The sequence below is a fragment of the Pseudoflavonifractor sp. An187 genome, from assembly GCF_002160275.1.
GTDB lineage: Bacteria > Bacillota > Clostridia > Oscillospirales > Oscillospiraceae > Enterenecus > Enterenecus faecium.
The window spans coordinates 69,244-87,076 of record NZ_NFKG01000003.1 but is presented as its reverse complement, the minus strand read 5'-3'; the positions used below and the strand labels follow the sequence as shown (position 1 = coordinate 87,076).

Annotated in this window: 19 protein-coding genes and 1 tRNA gene; 15 read left to right on the top strand and 5 right to left on the bottom strand. The window is 60.0% G+C overall.

From position 1 onward, the window contains the following. Positions 1-76: 76 nt before the first annotated feature. The 6 genes from B5F22_RS12425 (at position 77) to B5F22_RS12245 (ending at position 4,358) form a co-directional block, all read left to right on the top strand. A complete protein-coding gene (locus tag B5F22_RS12425; protein ID WP_087390807.1) occupies positions 77-1,714 on the top strand; it encodes a hypothetical protein in 1,638 nt (545 codons plus the stop codon). Then, on the top strand, positions 1,711-2,271 hold the full coding sequence (locus tag B5F22_RS03275) for a hypothetical protein (RefSeq protein ID WP_143482171.1): 561 nt from the start codon (positions 1,711-1,713) through the stop codon (positions 2,269-2,271). Before B5F22_RS12425 ends, B5F22_RS03275 begins: the two co-directional genes overlap by 4 nt. Then, on the top strand, positions 2,258-2,710 hold the full coding sequence (locus B5F22_RS03270; RefSeq protein WP_087390801.1) for a hypothetical protein: 453 nt from the start codon (positions 2,258-2,260) through the stop codon (positions 2,708-2,710). Before B5F22_RS03275 ends, B5F22_RS03270 begins: the two co-directional genes overlap by 14 nt. Before the next feature lie 73 nt (positions 2,711-2,783). Then, the gene (locus B5F22_RS03265) at positions 2,784-3,122 is read left to right on the top strand and encodes a hypothetical protein (RefSeq protein WP_087390798.1); all 339 of its coding nucleotides are present in this window, start codon (positions 2,784-2,786) and stop codon (positions 3,120-3,122) included. 4 nt (positions 3,123-3,126) lie between these two features. Continuing rightward, entirely contained in the window at positions 3,127-3,375 is a 249-nt protein-coding gene (locus B5F22_RS03260) for a hypothetical protein (protein ID WP_087390795.1), read from the top strand. Continuing rightward, a complete protein-coding gene (locus B5F22_RS12245) occupies positions 3,372-4,358 on the top strand; it encodes a GH25 family lysozyme (protein WP_158096599.1) in 987 nt (328 codons plus the stop codon). Before B5F22_RS03260 ends, B5F22_RS12245 begins: the two co-directional genes overlap by 4 nt. Before the next feature lie 457 nt (positions 4,359-4,815). Here B5F22_RS12245 and B5F22_RS03245 read toward each other — a convergent pair whose 3' ends face one another. The 3 genes from B5F22_RS03245 to B5F22_RS03235 form a co-directional block, all read right to left on the bottom strand. Next, positions 4,816-5,091 (bottom strand): hypothetical protein, encoded by a 276-nt coding sequence (locus tag B5F22_RS03245; protein WP_087390790.1) that lies wholly within the window; start codon positions 5,089-5,091, stop codon positions 4,816-4,818. Positions 5,092-5,117: 26 nt separating this feature from the next. Further along, positions 5,118-5,522 carry a hypothetical protein gene (locus B5F22_RS03240; RefSeq protein WP_087390786.1) on the bottom strand — a complete coding sequence of 135 codons (405 nt, stop codon included), beginning with the start codon at positions 5,520-5,522 and terminating at the stop codon, positions 5,118-5,120. 242 nt (positions 5,523-5,764) lie between these two features. Further along, positions 5,765-5,841: transfer RNA gene (locus tag B5F22_RS03235), tRNA-Arg, on the bottom strand. Positions 5,842-6,035: 194 nt separating this feature from the next. Here B5F22_RS03235 and B5F22_RS03230 point away from each other — a divergent pair. From B5F22_RS03230 to pgsA, 9 genes are all read left to right on the top strand, one after another. Next, positions 6,036-7,406 carry a VCBS repeat-containing protein gene (locus B5F22_RS03230; protein WP_143482170.1) on the top strand — a complete coding sequence of 457 codons (1,371 nt, stop codon included), beginning with the start codon at positions 6,036-6,038 and terminating at the stop codon, positions 7,404-7,406. 14 nt (positions 7,407-7,420) lie between these two features. After that, complete coding sequence (locus B5F22_RS03225) at positions 7,421-8,110, top strand: response regulator transcription factor (protein ID WP_087232548.1); 690 nt, start codon at positions 7,421-7,423, stop codon at positions 8,108-8,110. Positions 8,111-8,141: 31 nt separating this feature from the next. Continuing rightward, positions 8,142-9,611 (top strand): HAMP domain-containing sensor histidine kinase, encoded by a 1,470-nt coding sequence (locus B5F22_RS03220; RefSeq protein ID WP_087390784.1) that lies wholly within the window; start codon positions 8,142-8,144, stop codon positions 9,609-9,611. 102 nt (positions 9,612-9,713) lie between these two features. Next, positions 9,714-10,694, top strand: a complete 981-nt coding sequence (locus tag B5F22_RS03215; RefSeq protein ID WP_087369804.1) for a DUF1385 domain-containing protein — start codon at positions 9,714-9,716, stop codon at positions 10,692-10,694. 31 nt (positions 10,695-10,725) lie between these two features. After that, positions 10,726-11,619: a peptide chain release factor N(5)-glutamine methyltransferase gene (gene prmC / locus B5F22_RS03210; protein WP_087369802.1), complete on the top strand. Its 894-nt coding sequence runs from the start codon at positions 10,726-10,728 to the stop codon at positions 11,617-11,619. Between the two features lie 3 nt (positions 11,620-11,622). Further along, complete coding sequence (gene recA / locus B5F22_RS03205; RefSeq protein WP_087232536.1) at positions 11,623-12,723, top strand: recombinase RecA; 1,101 nt, start codon at positions 11,623-11,625, stop codon at positions 12,721-12,723. After that, complete coding sequence (locus B5F22_RS03200) at positions 12,720-13,376, top strand: regulatory protein RecX (protein ID WP_087390781.1); 657 nt, start codon at positions 12,720-12,722, stop codon at positions 13,374-13,376. Before recA ends, B5F22_RS03200 begins: the two co-directional genes overlap by 4 nt. Before the next feature lie 13 nt (positions 13,377-13,389). Then, positions 13,390-14,715, top strand: a complete 1,326-nt coding sequence (gene rimO / locus B5F22_RS03195; protein ID WP_087390778.1) for a 30S ribosomal protein S12 methylthiotransferase RimO — start codon at positions 13,390-13,392, stop codon at positions 14,713-14,715. A 5-nt stretch (positions 14,716-14,720) separates the two neighbouring features. Next, on the top strand, positions 14,721-15,242 hold the full coding sequence (gene pgsA, locus B5F22_RS03190) for a CDP-diacylglycerol--glycerol-3-phosphate 3-phosphatidyltransferase (RefSeq protein WP_087232527.1): 522 nt from the start codon (positions 14,721-14,723) through the stop codon (positions 15,240-15,242). A gap of 735 nt (positions 15,243-15,977) precedes the next feature. Here the strand turns inward: pgsA and B5F22_RS03185 are convergent. Further along, the gene (locus B5F22_RS03185; protein ID WP_087390775.1) at positions 15,978-17,015 is read right to left on the bottom strand and encodes an aldose epimerase family protein; all 1,038 of its coding nucleotides are present in this window, start codon (positions 17,013-17,015) and stop codon (positions 15,978-15,980) included. A gap of 66 nt (positions 17,016-17,081) precedes the next feature. Then, complete coding sequence (locus B5F22_RS03180) at positions 17,082-17,648, bottom strand: manganese efflux pump MntP family protein (protein ID WP_087390929.1); 567 nt, start codon at positions 17,646-17,648, stop codon at positions 17,082-17,084. Positions 17,649-17,833: the final 185 nt, after the last annotated feature.

The window sequence follows — 17,833 nt, the reverse complement described above, 5'->3', positions numbered from 1 at the left end:
GTGTGTTCTATGGTGTCAAACAGTGGAATCACATGTGAGTATTATCATGTACGATTTCAAAGAAGGGAGGAATCACATGGACACTGTGATTGTAGCATCAAGCCAATTCTATTCGCACTACCCCAAGCGCATCCCCCAGGGCACCGTCAATGCTGAGGCGGTGCTTATCCGGCTGGACTCGGAGTGGGACAACCTAACCGTCCGCATCCACTGGCTCAACGTGGCCAGTAGTGTGGAGAAAGTGGTATTCCTGGAGCGAGACCAGCCCAACACTATCCCATGGGAGGTCTTGACCGAGCTAGGCGAGCTCCGCATGGGCCTGGATGGCATGGACGGCGGCACAATCGTCAAGCCCACTGTATGGCTCACCTATGGCTATGTGGTAGACGGCGTTGACCCGGAGGCCGGGGAGGACCCGCAGCCGCCCACGCCAAGCTGGGAGCAGCAGATGGTGGAGCAGGCTACACAGGCAAACCAGGCCGCCCAGGCAGCTCAGAAAGCATCCGAAGAGGCCGCCAAGGCTGTTGCCTCTGCTGGCCCCTATGCGGATGAGGCCAAGAAGTCCGCTGAGGCGGCCAAGGAGTCCCAGGAAGCAGCCGACACATCCGCAGACCAGGCAAATACTGCAGCCAACGCCGCAAAGGATCACGCTGATGCAGCGGGAACCGCCAAGGTGGCAGCGGAACGTGCCGCAGAAACAGCCGGGAATGCACAGTCCGGGGCGGCCCAGTCTGCCCAGGCCGCCGCCAACTCTGCCCAAGCGGCGGAGAGGGCAAAACAGGATGCCCAAAATGCAGCCTCCGCTTTGCCCGCCCCAAGTCCAGAGTTTGCCGGGATGGTCCCCATGGTCAACCCGGAGGGCAACGGGTATATCTTTGGGGAGGCTGGAGGTGGTGGGGCCGGCGGTGAACTCCTTCTGGCTGAATATATTCAGCAAGACAACCAGGAAATTCACTTCACGTCGTTTGATTGGGAGACTGGCATCGGAGAATGCACCGAGCCACACGGCTTGACTGAGGCAACTCAGGCAATGCTTGTGTGGAATGATTGGCATGGCGGAAACGCTTATGCAAACGCTACCGCCATGCCAATCGAGTGGACGAGCCTTGACCAAAATCTGTTCTTGGTCCCAACTGACGATACCCACGTGATGGTCACGGGTAATGATAAATCGACACCCATAACCGTGGACGCCTCTGACGATTTTAACAAAAACGTTGACGAGACCAAGATCCATTTCGAGATACCCGTTGGGTTTCGAATCTCTGACATTCCAGAGTTGTACACAAAGGTACAGTTGACAATCTTAGGCGTCGTCATGGGTGCCAGACGGTATAGGTATATCACATTTTTTTGCAGAAAAAAGGACGGTAAAGACGTTTGGGTAAATACCATAAATCTTTTATACCCACCGTATTTTGGAGTTGTAACTAAGCCAAGGCACGGACTTCTCACGTCTCATAATATAACTTTTGAGCTCAACAATGTGGTTGGTGGCAGCTTCTTGTATTCCAACTATTTCAATGGGAGACGCAATAATTACGTTGGAATGCCTGGAGAAGAATACACAGAGATAAAAAGGGCAATCCAGCTTTACAGTCCCACTGAATTTTTTGGCGTAACTGGCATAAATGTTGACCCGACGTATGCGGTATGGGCGAACGGAACACGGTTTAGGTTGTACGGGCTTTGCAAAGGGGGTGAGCACAAATGAGTTGGAAAACAACTTATAACGCTACTACTGGCGAATACGGGAAAGTGTGGGTAGAAGATGAACCGGTTGTCGAGGTAGACACCCGCACCCTGGAGGATGTGCAATCCGAAAAGCTGGAAGAGCTGTCCGCTGCCTGCGCCGCCGCTATCAACGATGGAATCACCCTCACGACGGAGGACGGGGTGGAGCGCCATTTTGCTGGAGATGAGCAAGACCAGATCAATATCGACCAGGTGCTGCGAGCTTGCGAGGGTGGAGCACCCGGCTGGCTGTACCAGAGCGAGGGAGAGGACGGTCAGGCAGGGGAGTGTTTCTGGTGCACCGCCACGGACGCCGAGAAGATCTCCAACGGCCTGGCCATCGACAAGACCAAAAAACGTACCTATCACAACGCCCTGAAGAAGTATGTCCTCCATCTCACTACTGTGGAGGAGGTGCTGGACGTCCAGTGGGGCCAGCCGCTCACCGGGGATTGGCTGGAGGAGTACACCTACAAGATGGGCCTGCTCACCCCCATCATCGAGAGCATGGGAGGTGGTGGCAATGCTGGCGGCTAAATATGCCTTCCTGGCCTGGGTAGGCGGCTCTACCTATGTTACCGTGGAGGTTTTCTTCCGGGCCCGCAGCCACTGGACCATGTTTGTGCTGGCGGCTGTGGTCTTTATCACGGTTGGGTTACTCAATGAGCTGTTATCCTGGGAGACAAGCCTCATCTGGCAAGTCCTGATTGGTGTGGCCATGGCCACCCTGGTGGAGCTGCTCACCGGCCTGGTGGTCAATGTGTGGCTGGGCTGGGGCATTTGGGACTACTCTCAGATGCCCGGCAACCTGTGGGGACAGATTTGCCCACAATTTTCGGCGGCCTGGTCGCCGCTGATCCTGCTGGCCATCGTGTTGGATGACGTCATCCGGTGGCGCTGCTTCGGCGAGGAGCGGCCCCGGTACCGGGTGGGGCGGTGGAAATACACCGTTGGCGGGGAGGTGTGCATCCTATGAGCAATCTGATGGAGCGACTCTTTGACGCTATCTTAGGCCAGAGTTTGGCCCGAATTAAAAGGAGGATGGAAGATTGAGTATCGAGGAAGTCTTTGCCGCTGTCGTCCTGGCCCTGGCGGGCGGCAGCGGCGTGGTGGGTCTGGCCATGACCTATTTGCGGAGATACATTGACCGTAAGCTGGAGGCCGGGGAAGAGGAGGCTGCCCGCCGCCTGGAGCACCGTAAGCGGCGGCAGCAGGTGGAGGATCAGCTCCACCACGCCTATGGCCGATGCCTGTTTTGGCTCAACCACGCTGTCACCAAGCCGCCCCCCAACGGGGAACTGGCAGAGGCCATGGAAAACTTGCAAAGGGCCGAGGAGGCCAAGAAAAATCTGGACCGGGAGATTCTGGCCGAATATGAGGAGGAATAAAACTATGAATGAAATTTTGAGAAAACTGTCCAGCCGCAAGCTGTGGACCGCTCTGGCTGGCATTGCTGCCGGCCTGGCCTTGGCCTTTGGCCTGGACCAGGAAGCTGTGGCCAGCACCGCCGGCGCTGTGGTGTCCGTGGTGTCCGTGGTGACCTACATCGTCACCGAGGGCCGCATTGATGCCGAAGGTGTGAAAAAGGCCATCGAGGACACGCAGGCAGCTGTGGAGGACATTGAGGAGGTGCAGGCATGAGCATGAGAGGCATTGACATCAGCACCTACCAGCGGGGGCTGGATCTGAGCAAAATCGACTTTGATTTTGCTATCATCAAGGCGACTGAGGGCACCGAGCTGGTGCAGGACACCTGCGACCCCTGGGTGCAGCAGTGTATCCAGCTGGGCAAGCGGTGGGGCTTCTACCATTTCTGCGCTGGTGGTGATCCCATTGCTGAGGCGGACTTTTTTGTTGATAACACCAAGGACTACTTCGGCCACGGCATCCCCGTCCTGGATTACGAGGCGTATGGCCGCTTTGGCACCGCCAAGGCCAAGCAGTTCCTGGACCGGGTCTATGAGCGCACCGGTGTGCGCTGCCTGGTGTACATGAGCCGTAGCGTCACCAAGGAGGAGGACTGGAGCGCAATCGCTCGGAATCATCCTCTGTGGGTTGCCCAGTATGCCAACAACGACACCACCGGCTATCAGGACAATCCTTGGCCTGGCGCTTCTGCTGGCGGATTTACCTATTGGAGTTTCCCTCCCGCTATCCATCAGTATACCAGCCACGGCCGCCTGGATGGATGGAGCGGAAACCTGGACCTCGATAAGGCGTACATCACCGCAGAGGCGTGGGACGCCCTGGCCGCCGGCGACAAGGTGGACATCAAGCCCAGCACCCCCGGCGGCAGCTCCGGCGGCACCAGCACCCAGCCCGCCAAGAAGGACCTGACCACCATTGCCCGTGAGGTGATTGCGGGCAAGTGGGGCAACGGCACCGACCGCAAGAACCGCCTGACCGCCGCCGGGTACGACCCCCAGGATGTCCAGGATAAGGTCAACGAGCTGATGGGTGCCAGCTCTGGCGCATCCCAGCCCGCCAAGAAGGACCTGACCACCATTGCCCGTGAGGTGATTGCGGGCAAGTGGGGCAACGGCACGGACCGGGCCAAGCGGCTGAGCGCTGCCGGGTATGATGCCAAGGCGGTACAGGCCAAGGTCAACCAGCTGCTGAGATGAAGTGTCCAACTTGGACACATTTGGATTGAAAGCCCATTCGCTTTGTAGGGAGCGGCATCCCTGGTGTGCCGCTCCTGATTTTCAAAAGACAAAGCCCCGCAGCTTACCGCTGCGGGGCTTTTGAAACAGCACACAACTGTTTCTGTCTATATTTCAATCCACGGGGCCAGGATCGAGGCCCCGCGAGTGAGAGCGCCTCTCTCACTCGACACCGCCATCATATCACTCCTTCATGTGGTTGTCAAGTCCGTTAACGTCTTTTCGGCCATCAATGGAAAGCAACTCCTCCATCATGCTGACAACATACTCTGGTGCTGATCTGTGTCCGGCATACCACTGTTGTACCGTGCGTAGTGGTATGCCGAATCGTCTGGATAGGGCTGTCTGTCCAAGCCCGTGCCGCTGGCACAAGTCGGCCACTGGCGTGTTTGGGGTTATTTTCACACATCCGCCTCCATTACAGTCGGATATACCTTCCACCGTTTTTGTGGTCAACAATCACGGGTTTCTCGTCTTTGTCAACGGCCAGGTGGTAGTGCTCTCCGTCTTTATACAGCTCTTTTGTCAGTCCATTGCTCATTTCCACCGAAAATCCACCTGGAAGTTCCACCTCGTGCTCAGTTACCCAAATCGAGCTGTCCACCAGGTTATAAGGGGAATCAAGCACGGCACGGCCAGATTGGCCGAACTCAATAGCGCAGGCGTCTCTGATGACGTAAATGGCTGCTTTCATGGTGACTTCTCCTTTCTTGTTGACAATCAGCCGACAAACATTTTTTTGCTGGTGCCGTCGGTGTAATAGATGATCTGGTAAAAGCCGTCATTTCCGTTTACCAGCCTGGTGTGTGAGACGGTCTTGTTGGCGTGGGCCTCGGCGGTCTTGACGGTCTCAGTGGTGGCTTTGGCCTCGCTGGAATCGTCGGCCTCCTCGGAGAGTTCCTCGGCATCAACGACCTCAAGCTTGTAACAGCGGGTCAGGTACTGGCGGAACTCGTTGATGGTCTCGTCCAGGTTGTCGGAGTGCCAAACCTTGCGGACATTATCCCAGGTGGCATAAAGGTCAGACTTGATGATTTCCTTCATGGCGTAGGTGTCGCCGTAAATGTCGCCGGTCTTGGTGTCGATGGTGATGGTGTTCTTCTTGCAGGTCATGGTGTACTTCATGATTCTCTCTCCTTTTCGTTCTAGGCGTTCCCCTTTCCATGGTTTTATTATACGCTCAATGAGCGTATAAGTCAAGAGGCAAAATAAAAAAAGTGTCCAACTTGGACACAGAATTTTTCCACCACCTTTTCCACCACTCAAATGGTGCTGGATGCTGCTAAATGCAGTTTTCGCAACCTACGCCGAAGCATGAAAAAAGCCTTGAACGTGTTGCACTGCAACGCTTTCAAGGCTTTTTCCCTTGGTACGCCCGAAGGGACTCGAACCCCCAACATTCAGAACCGGAATCTGACGCTCTATCCAATTGAACTACGGGCGCATCTTCATGATGCTTGAATAGTATAGCAGGAAAATTTCCGTTTGTAAAGAAGAAAATAAAAAATAACTCCCAGAGACGGAAATAAGCATAGGCAAGGGCGGGGGATTGTGGTATCATATTATAATGGTAAGCTACGAAATTCCCCTCAGACAGCCGGAGGGGTCAAGCCCAGCAAAAGAAATGAGGTTAGAACGGTGAAAAAACGAGTGTTTCGCGGTGTGGGGCTGTGTGCCATGCTGCTGTGCCTATCGTTGAGCTTATGCGGTTGTATGTTTGAGCAGTCCGAGGGAATGTACGCCCTGCCCATCCTGCCCGAGGCGTATTCCCAGCTCCAGAGCACCATCCAGGACGTGATGGATCAGCAGGGGGCGGAGTACGCCACCATCAGCTCGGGCAGCAACACCTCCACGGTGCAGCTGCTGGACCTCAACGGAGATGGAGAGCAAGAGATGGCGGCGGTGTTTCTCCGGGTCACCTCGGCAGAGGAGAAGCCTCTGCGGGTGTGCCTGTTCCGCAAGGGGGCGGACAACGACTACCGCCTGACCTATGTGGTGGAAGGGGACGGCACCTCCATCAACTCCGTGACCTATGAGGACGTGACGGGGGACGGGACCCTGGACCTCATCGTCTCCTGGCAGATGAGCACCAAGGTGCACATCCTCTCCGCCTATGCCCTGTTGGACGCAGGGGTCAGCGAGCTGATGAGCACCACATACAATGAGAGCTATCTGGTCACCGACCTGGACCAGGACGGCGCCAAGGAGATCGTGGTCTGTCACCAGGACAGCACCGGAGACGGGGCCAACCTGGCGGAATTTTACGACTATAACGGCGGTGTGATGACCATGACCTCCTCCGCCCCCCTGTCCAACGGCATCTATGGGGTGTACTCCATGGTGCCGGGCAAGCTGGCCGACGGCACCCCGGCGGTGTTTGCCTCCTCGCTGTTCTCCGGCGGAACCCTCACCGACGTGATGACGGTGGCGGACGGACGCCTGCACAATGTCACCTTGAACAAGCAGGCGGGCTACAGCGAGGTGACTTCCCGGGTGGACACCGGGGTGTCCCTGTCCGACATCAACAAGGACGGCGTGCTGGAAATTCCCATCCCTGTGAAGCTGCCCAGCGTCAAGGAGGGGGAGGAGTCCGAAGAGTCGGTGATTTACTGGTGCCAGGTCAACGCCAACGGCAGCTTGGCCATCAGCTGTGTCACCTACCACTGCCAGGCCGACGGCTGGTACCTGGTGTTGCCGGACAACTGGCCGGAGAACATCGCCGTGGCCCGGGACGACTCTCTCAGCCACCGGGGCGAGCGTTCGGTGGTGTTCTACTATAACTCCGGGGAAGAGGGCCAGGAGCCCAAGCCCTTCTTGACCATCTACCGCCTGACCGGCAGCAACCGTCAGGCCCGGGCCATGCTGCCTGGCCGTGTGACCCTGTACAGCGACAGCACCACCATCTACGCCGCCTCCCTGGAAGAGGGCGTGTGGGATTGCAAACTGAAAGCCAACGAACTGGCCCAGCGGTTCTTCCTCATCACCGTGGCCTGGGACAGTGAATCTTAAAGGAGTGAGCCACCATGAAAAAAGTATTGGTATTGGAGGACGAGTCCAACATCCGCAGCTTTGTGGTCATCAACCTCAAGCGTGCGGGATATGAGACCATCGAGGCGGGCACCGGGGAAGAGGCCCTGGAGCAGATCGCCCGGCACCCGGACATTCGGGTGGCGCTGCTGGACATTATGCTCCCCGGCGAGATGGACGGCTTTGAGGTGTGCCGTCGTATCCGGGCGGGCAATTCCCAGATCGGCATTATCATGCTCACCGCCCTTACCCAGGAGATGGACAAGGTCACCGGCCTGATGACCGGGGCGGACGACTATGTCACCAAGCCCTTCTCGCCCGCCGAGCTCACCGCCCGGGTGGACGCCCTGTATCGCCGCACCGGCGGAGAGACCACCCGGGAGACCGACGAGATTCATCAGCCCCCCTTCCTCCTCAACACCCGCAACCGCACCCTGGAGAAGAACGGCCAGCGGGTGAAGCTGACCCAGGTGGAATACTCCATCGTCAAGCTGTTTATGGACAACCCGGGGAAGGCCCTGGCCCGGGAGGAGATTCTGGACGCGGTGTGGGGCAAGGACTACATCGGAGAGCTGAAGATCGTGGACGTGAACATTCGCCGCCTGCGCATCAAGCTGGAGGACGACCCCCAGAACCCCACCTACATCAACACCGTCTGGGGCTTTGGCTATAAATGGGGCTGCTAATGCGGCGTGAAGAGCATGGAGAGGATATAAGATGATTTGGAAGAAGATCCCCCTTCCCGGCAAGCGGAAGAAGGAGGGACAGGAGCAGAAGAAAAAGGCGGTGCGCCGGGGCGTGCTGCGTCGCCGCTGGCTGGTGAATACCCTGGTGACCACCTTTGCCATTGTGGCCATTGCCGTGTCCGCCTTCTCCCTGGCCATTTACAACTACTACCTGGCCACCATCGCCGCCACCCTGGAGAGCAAGGCCCAGACGGCGGCCGGGATGTTTCAGAACTACACCGAGACCACCTACCTCTATGCGGCCCGGCAGTTCATCAACCAGTTTGAGGAGAAAAACACCATCGAGGTGCAGTTCCTCACCCCCGACGGCGAGGTGCGCATGACCTCCCTCATGGATATCTCCGGTGCCACCCCCCAGGGGGATGACATTCGGATCGCTATTGAGACTAAAGAGCTGTATACCTGGCGAGGGGTGGACACCTCCACCCAGGACTACCTCATGGCCGCCTCCGCTCCCATCGTGTACAACGGCTCGGTGGTGGGTGTGGTGCGCCTGGTCACCTCTCTGCGCCTGCTCCAGGCCCAGATGTTGAAGGTGGTGGGGGTGAGCGTGCTGGTGGGCATGGTTATCATCGCCCTGATGGTGCTCTACGCCTCCTACTTCATCCGCATGATTCTGGAGCCGGTGACCCGGGTCACCGAGACCGCCAAGCGCATCGCCGCCGGCAGCTACGGCGTGCAGATGGAGGTGCGGGGCGACGACGAGATGGGCCAGTTGGTGGACGCCATCAACGACATGTCCATGAAGATTGACCAGGCGGAGAAGACTCAGTCAGAGTTTATCTCCTCGGTGTCCCATGAGCTGCGTACCCCCCTCACCGCCATCAACGGCTGGGCGGAGACCCTGTACAACGGCGAGGTACGGGACGCAGAGGACGTGAAAAAGGGCATGGGCATCATCGTTTCCGAGGCCCGACGCCTGACCAACATGGTGGAGGAGCTGCTGGAGTTCTCCCGCATTGAGACCGGGCGGTTCAACCTGTCCGTGGAGCCCATTGATATCAAAGCGGAGCTGGAGGACGCCGTGTACACCTACCGGGAGTTCTTCCGCCGCAAGGGCTTGAAGCTGGAGTATATCGAGTGCGAAGAGGAGTTCCCCCCCATCAGCGGCGACCCCGAGCGGCTGCGCCAGGTGTTCTGCAACCTGCTGGACAACGCCGACAAGCACGGCGGCTCCGGCGGCGAAGTGGACGTGTCCATCCACCCCGAGGGGAACATGGTGGCCATCCGGGTGCGGGACTTCGGCCCCGGCGTCCCCGAAGAGGAGCTGCCCTACGTCAAATACAAGTTCTACAAGGGCTCTTCCAAGGCCCGTGGCTCCGGCATCGGCCTGGCCGTGTGTGAGGAGATCGTCACCTGCCACGGCGGCACCCTGGATATTGAAAACGCCATGGGCGGCGGCTGCGTGGTCACCCTGCGCCTGCCCATGACCCTGGAATAATGAAACAAATGTACGAAAACCCTTGTCATTTTTCCCGCCATCTGCTAAGATGTTCCGTGGAAGGACGGGGGGAGTACGCCCGAGATAAAGGAGTTCAATCCCATGTCCAATCAGTCTGCGTCCCCCTGTGGGACGCCTTATAAGACCACCTGCGGTGGTCAGGCCCTCATTGAGGGCATTATGATGCAGGGCCCGGAGAAGCGGGCCATCGTGGTGCGCAAGCCCAACGGGGAGCTGGATATCACCACCAAGAAGATTCAGCCCCGGAGCCGCTTTGCCAAGCTGCCCCTGGTGCGAGGGGTGTTCGTCTTCGGCTCGGCCATGGTTCATGGAGTCCAGGCCCTGATGCACTCCGCCGAGGTGTCCGAGGAGGGGCTGGAGCAGGAGGAGGACGAGGAACCCGGCTGGCTGGAGAAGTGGCTGGACGCCCACTTCACCCAGGAGAAGGCCGCCTCCATTTTCATCACCATAGCGGCGGCCCTGGGGATCGCCTTCTCGGTGGGCCTGTTCATCCTGTTGCCCACCGCCCTCACCGGCCTCATCCGCCTGGTGTGGCCCCAGATGCCTCTGTGGGTCCAGGCGGTGGTGGAAGGCGTGATGAAGGTGGCCATTTTCCTGTGCTACCTGTGGCTGTGCTCCCGTACCAAGGAGATGCGCCGGGTGTTCTCCTACCACGGGGCGGAGCACAAGGCCATCTACTGCTATGAAAACGGCCTGGAGCTCACCGTGGAGAACGTGAAAAAGCAGCCTCGCCACCATCCCCGCTGCGGCACCAGCTTTCTCTTTGTGGTGATCGTGGTGTCCATTTTCCTCTCCATTGTGATTTTCACCCCCTTGCAGATCAAAAACACCCTGCTGCGCATGGTGCTCCACCTGGTGCTGCTGCCCATCATTGTGGGGGTGACCTACGAGTTCAACCGCTACGTGGGCGGCCATGACAACGCCCTGTGCCGTGCCCTGCGGGCTCCGGGGATGTGGATGCAGAACTTCACCACCTTTGAGCCGGACGAGAGCATGATCGAGGTGGCCATTACCGCTTTGAAGCTGGTGCTGCCCCGGGAAAAGGGCGCCGACGCCTGGTAATGGAAGAGCAAGAGAGAGAAAGGCGGCAGACATGCAGACGTATAACGACATTTACTTAGCGGTACGGCGCACCCTCAAGGAGTCCGGCGTGGAGCAAGCCCAGCTGGAGGCCATGGAGCTGATGTGCGCCGCCCTGGGCAAGCGCCGGGAAGAGGTGCTCCGGGACCTGTCTCTCTATGCCAGCGAGGCCATTGAGGGACAGGTGGACGCCCTGCTCCAGCGCAGACTGGCCGGGGAGCCCATCGCCTATATCCTTGGAGAGTGGGAGTTCTACGGCCTCACCCTCACCGTCACCCCCCAGGTGCTCATTCCCCGCCCCGACACCGAACTGCTGGTGGAGCGGGGGATTTTGGCGGTGCGGGATTTGCCCCAGGCCCGGGTGCTGGACCTGTGCACCGGCAGCGGCTGTGTGGGGCTGGCTCTGGCCTACAACTGTCCCAACGCCCAGGTGGTGCTGGCCGACTGGTCTCAGGACGCCCTGGAGGTGGCCCGGCAGAACCTGATGCGCTGCCAGCTGGCCGACCAGGTGGAGCTGGTCCAGGCCAACGCCCTCCAGCCGCCCCCCCGGGAGTTGGGCGAGTTTGACCTCATTGTGTGCAATCCCCCCTACATCCCCCGCCAGGTGGTGGAGGAGGAGCTGGACCACTCGGTGCGGGACTACGAGCCCCACCTGGCTCTGGACGGGGGCGAGGACGGCCTGGACTTCTACCGGGCCATCACCCTGCACTGGAACTGGGCCCTGCGCCCCGGCGGCAAGCTGATCTTTGAGATCGGCTACGACCAGGAGGAAGCGGTGAAAAAGCTGATGGTGGACCGAGGCTTTCAGCAGGTCCGCAGTTTTCAAGACCCTGGCGGCCACTGGCGGGTCGTGGAGGGCATACTAGAACCCATACAGCCGGACGAGCCGGCAGGAAAGGAAGAATGACGCATGGCAGATAAGAAACGGCCCGTGGACCCTGTGGGGCCTGCATCGGATAAGAAGAAGGCGCTGGAGACCGCCATTGCCCAGATCGAGCGGGATTACGGCAAGGGCTCCATCATGCGCCTGGGAGAGAACGCCGACGTGATGGTGGAGGCCATCCCCACCGGCTCTCTGTCCCTGGACATCGCCCTGGGCATCGGCGGCGTGCCCAAGGGGCGTATCATTGAGATTTACGGCCCGGAATCCTCCGGTAAGACCACCCTGGCCCTCCACGTGGTGGCCGAGGCCCAGAAGCGGGGCGGCGAGGTGGCCTTCATCGACGCCGAGCACGCCCTGGACCCCACCTATGCCCGTGCCCTGGGCGTGGACATCGACTCCATGCTCATCTCCCAGCCGGACACCGGCGAGCAGGGCTTGGAGATCTGCGAGGCCCTGGTGCGCTCCGGCGCCATTGACGTGGTGGTGGTGGACTCGGTGGCCGCCCTCACCCCCCGGGCGGAAATTGAGGGCGACATGGGCGACTCCCATGTGGGCCTGCTGGCCCGCCTCATGAGCCAGGCCCTGCGCAAGCTGGCTGGCTCCATCGCCAAGACCAACTGTGTGGTCATCTTTATTAACCAGCTCCGTGAGAAAGTGGGCGTGGTGTACGGCAACCCCGAGGTCACCACCGGTGGCCGTGCCTTGAAGTTCTACGCCTCGGTGCGCATGGAGGTGCGCCGGGTGGAGGCCCTGAAAAACGGCACCGAGGTGGTGGGCAACCGCACCCGGGTGAAGATCGTGAAGAACAAAGTCTCTCCCCCCTTCCGGGAGGCGGAGTTTGAGATCATGTACGGCGAGGGCATCTCCAAGCTGGGCGAGCTGGTGGACCTGGGCGTGAAGCTGGACCTCATCCAGAAGTCCGGCTCCTGGTTCTCCATGGGCGACACCCGCCTGGGCCAGGGCAAGGACGCCGTGAAGAAGTATCTCACCGACAACCCCGAGATCGCCCAGGAGATCGAGGACCAGATTCGGGCCAACTCCTTCAAGCTCATGAGCCGCCAGTCCCAGATCGCCGCCCGGGCCGCCGGGCGGGCCGTGGACGTGTCGGCGGACGACTTTGAAGGATGAAACTGCTCAAGCTAGAGCCATCCTCTCGGATTGAGGGGCGGTGGCTGATCTGGCTGGAGGACGGCTCTCTGCTGCGGGTAGGGGAGGGGGACGTGGTGTCCTTTTCCCTCTACGCCGGGATGGAGCTGAGTGAGGAGCAGCTGGAAGGGCTGAAACAGGCCCAGGAGAAGGCCAAGCTGAACAACAAGGCCCTCACCCTTCTGGCCGCCCGGCCCATGTCCCAGCGGGAGCTGGAGCGCAAGCTGTCCGCCAAGTCCCCCCGAACGAGAGACCCTCAGGAGGGGGAGGAGCAGCGGCAGCAGCGCCGGGAGCTGGCCCAGGAGGTGGCCCAGCGCATGGCCCAGGTGGGGCTGGTGGACGACCGGGAGTACGCCTCCACGGTGGTGCGCCACTACAGCCGCAAGGGCTACGGCCCGGCCAAAATCCGGGATGAACTGTACCGCCGTGGCGTCCCCAGAGAGTTCTGGGATGAGGCCATGGAGGAGCGGGACCAGGGGGACGACAAGCTCCGGGCCCTGGTGGAAAAGAAGCTCCGAGGGGCAGCGCCCACCCGGGAAGAACTGAAAAAAGTGTCCGCCTATCTGGCCCGCCGTGGCTTTGACTGGGAGGAGATCTCCCGGGTGCTGAGCCAGGTGGAGCAAGAGGCGGAGTGAAAGGATGGAACCAATGAGTTATACCGTGGCATTCCAGTCTCTGGGCTGCTCTAAAAACCTGGTGAACACCGAGCAGATGATGGCCCTGTGCCGGGCTGCTGGCTACCATGTCACCGGGGAGCCCCGGGGGGCGGACGTGGCGGTCCTCAACACCTGCGGGTTTATTGAGGCGGCCAAGAGCGAGGCCATCGACTGCATTTTGGAGCTGGCCCAGCTGAAGAAAGAGGGGCAGCTGAAAAAGCTGCTGGTCACCGGGTGCCTGTCCCAGCGCTATCCCCAGGACATCCGCACCGAGCTGCCCGAGGTGGACGGCCTGCTGGGCACCGGCAGCTATACCGACGTGGTGTCCGCCATTGAGGAGCTCATGGCCGGGGAAGAGGCCCAGCACTTCGGGGACATCCACCGCACCTACGAGGACGGGGAGCGGATGGTCACCACACCCCCCTATACCGCATATCTGAAAATTGCGGAGGGGTGCAGCAACGGCTGCGCTTTCTGTATCATCCCCAAGCTCCGGGGCCGCTACCGCAGCCGCTCCATGGAGCACATCCTGGAGGAGGCCCAGAAGCTGGCGGACAACGGGGTGCAGGAGCTCATCGTCATCGCCCAGGACATCACCCGCTACGGCCAGGACCTGGAGCAGCCCACCACCCTGGCAGCGCTGCTCCGCGAGCTGTGCAAGCTGCCCTTCCACTGGATTCGTCTCCACTACCTCTACCCTGAGGCGGTAACCGACGAGCTCATCGAAGTGATTGCCAAGGAGCGGAAGATCGTCAAGTACCTGGACATTCCCATCCAGCACGCCAACGACGGCATTTTGAAGGCCATGCGACGCCGCAGCACCAAGGCGGAGATTGAGACTCTCTTTGCCAAGCTGCGGGCCGCCATGCCCAAAGTTGTTATCCGCACCTCCCTCATCTGCGGCCTGCCCGGCGAGGGCGAGGAGGAGTTTGAGGAGCTGTGCGAGTTCCTGAAAGAGCAGAAAATCCAGCGGGCGGGTGTGTTCCAGTTCTCCCCCGAGGAGGGCACCCTGGCTGCCGCCATGGAACACCAGGTGGACCCCGAGGTGGCCGCCCGCCGGGTGGAGCTGGTGGTGGACCTCCAGTCCCGTATCATGGACGAGTACAACCAGGAGCGGCTGGGCACCTGCATGGAAGTGTTGTGCGAGGGCTTTGACGCTGCGGAAGGTTGCTTTGTGGGCCGTACCTACGCCGACTCGGTGGACATTGACGGCCGGGTGCTGTTCACCGCCGCAGGCGACGTGAAAGCAGGAGAATTTGTGTGGGTCCGCATCACCGGCACTGCCGATGGCGACCTCACGGGCGAGATTGAGGAGTGAGCGACATGGAATGGAATACCGCCAATAAACTGACCATGCTCCGGGTGATTTTGATTCCCGTGTACCTGGTGGTGTGGTACCTGAACCTGAAATACAGCGCTCTGCTGGCCCTGGCCGTGTTTGTCATCGCCAGCGTCACCGACTTCCTGGACGGCTATGTGGCCCGGCACTACAACCAGGTGACCACCTTCGGCAAGTTCATGGACCCCCTGGCGGACAAGATTCTGGTGATCACCGCCATGATCTGGTTTGTCTCCGTGGGGCTGCTCCCCGTGTGGGCCCTGGTCATCGTGGTGGCCCGGGAGTTTGCCGTGTCCGGCTTGCGCCTCATCGCCGTGGACAATGGCCGAGTCATCGCCGCCGCCTGGTCGGGCAAGGTGAAGACCTTCTCCACCATGGTGTGCCTGTGCCTGATGCACTTGCCCATTCCTGAGATCTTGGTGCAGGTGTGCGTGTGGGTGATCGTGATTACCACCGTGTACTCCGGCATTGAGTATTTCTGGAAGAACAAAGACGTGATGAAATAAGTGAATCGTGGAAGTGGCCGTTGTGGCTGCTTCCACGTTCTTTTTCTCTTCTGTGCACTTGCCAGTGCTGCGGGGACGCTCCCCGCTGGGGGTTTCTTTTGAGCGGGCAAAAGAAACCAAAACCCGCTTAGGGCGTTCCCCCCTAAGTACCCCCCTGAGGTACCAGGCTGTCAATGCGTCAAGACTAGGTTCGGCCCGTCACTCTTATTGTGGCTCCTGTTTCTGCCACCACACCAGGTCACCCTGGGAAGCTGGCCCTACAGCCAGGTGGTTTTCACAGCCGGGCCTACCCTGGAGAAGCGGCGTTCCCGCCGCCGGGCACCAGGCCGCCGAGCGCTGGAAACAGCAGCTCACCAGGGTAAGGCCCTGGTGAGAGAAGCATAGTTTTGCAGAGAAGCAGGTACATTCTGTAGCACTGCCATGCTATCTATGTGACCCCACCAAGCCAAGGGCCGAGAAGAGAAGAACGCAGGGGCTCCCAGTACCGCGGGGTGGATTTCACAAGGCGGGGGAAGACCCCGCCTTTGGCGATTCTTTCCCCGATTTCTCATCGGGGAGAAATCGGGCCCAGCGGAGCGCCCCCGGCGGGGGCGGAGGGTTGCGCCTGAGACATTGGAGGAGGTCAATCCCTCCGACCCGGCTTACGCCGGGCCACCTCCCTTTACACAAGGGAGGCATTCCCATAAGAAAATGACCTGCTGCGTTGCCGCAACAGGCCATTTCTCATTTTATGTATTACACAAACTTGTACACGGTCTCTTCTTTATACTCCTGACCGGGCTTGAGCACGGCGGAGGGGAAGTTGGCGTGGTTGGGGGCGTCGGGGAAGTTCTGGGTCTCCAGGCAGAAGCCCCAGCGCTTGTCGTAGGGAGCGCCGTCCTTGCCCACGGGGCAGCCGTCCATGTAGTTGCCGGAGTAGAACTGCACGCCGGGGGTGGTGGTGTGCACCTCCATGGTGATGCCAGTGGCGGGGGAGTGGGCAGTGGCCACGTGGCGCAGCTGTCCAGCCTCACCATCCAGCACCCAGTTGTGGTCGTAGCCTCGGGCCATGGTCAGCTGCTCAAAGTCGTCGTCCCAGTGGGCCCCCATGGCCACGGGGGTACGCAGGTCCATGGGAGTGCCCTCCACGCTGGCGATCTCCCCGGTGGGGATGGACCCGGCGTCGGTGGGGGTATAGGACTGGGCCTTGATGCAGATGGTCTGGTTATCCACCGGGCCGCTGTCGTGACCGGAGAGGTTGAAGTAGCAGTGGTTGGTGAGGTTGCACAAGGTGTCCGCGTCGGTGTTGGCGTGGTAGGAGATGGACAGCCCATCCTCGGTGAGGGTGTAGGTGACGATGACGGTGAGGGTGCCGGGATAGTTCTCCTGGCCATCGGGGCTGACCAGGGAGAGCACCACCTGGTTCTCGGTCTGGTCCTCTACGGTCCAGATCTGCTTGTCAAAGCCGATGTCGCCGCCGTGAAGGTGGTTGGGGCCGTTGTTGGTGGCCAGAGTGTAGTCCACCCCGTTGAGGGTAAATTTGCCCTGGTTGATACGGTTGCCAAAGCGGCCGATGAGGGCACCGATGTAGCAGGTCTGGGTCATGTAGTCCTCGATGGTGTCGAAGCCCAGGGCCACGTCCACGGGGTTGCCGTCCTTGTCGGGGACCACCAGGGAGCGGATGGCGCCGCCATAGGTGAGGATGGAGCAACGCAGAGCGCCGCAGCGGAGGGTGAGTTCTTCCACCAGGTCACCGTTGGGCATGGTGGCAAAGAGGGTGCGATTGTCAGACATGGGAAAAACCTCCTTATTTGCTTTTTTCGATTGTAGCACTGGAAGGGCCCCTGCGTCAACTACCCCTTACAGGGCCAGCAGCCCCAGGTGCTCCAGCAAAATTTTGGCGCCGATGAGCACCAGCACCACGCCGCCCAGCAGCTCCGCCTTGGATTTGAAGCGGGCGCCGAAGACATTGCCGATCTTTACCCCCGCCGCCGAGATGACAAAGGTGCACACCCCGATGATGGCCACCGCCAGCCAGATGTTCACCCGCAAAAAGGCGAAGGTGATGCCCACCGCCAAGGCGTCAATGGAGGTGGCCACTGCCAGCAGGAACATACCGGGGACGGCCAGGGAGGGGGAGACCTCCTCCTCGTCGCCGCTAAAGGCCTCCCGAATCATGTTGCCGCCGATGATCAGCAGCAGCACAAAGGCAATCCAGTGGTCCAGCGCCTGGACCAGCTGGGTGAAGGCGGAGCCCAAAAAGTACCCCAGCAGGGGCATGAGGGCCTGGAAGGCCCCGAACCACAGGCCTACAATGACCATGTGGCGCAGATTGAGCTTGCGGATGGACAGGCCCTTGCAGATGGACACGGCAAAGGCATCCATGGCCAGGCCAACAGCTAAAATCAAAAGTTCCCAAATTCCCATATTCTTCTCGCCTTTCTGTTTCAGGTGTTGGGCGGGCATAAAAAAAGAGACTACCCGCCCTTTGTAGCGGATAAGTCTCACTGTTTCAGACCCGGCCAGACGGACACGCCGCCAGTATGTTGACCAGGCCACGGCGCAAACACGCCGCCAATTACTCCCTTATCGTGTGGGTATTGTACCAGCGG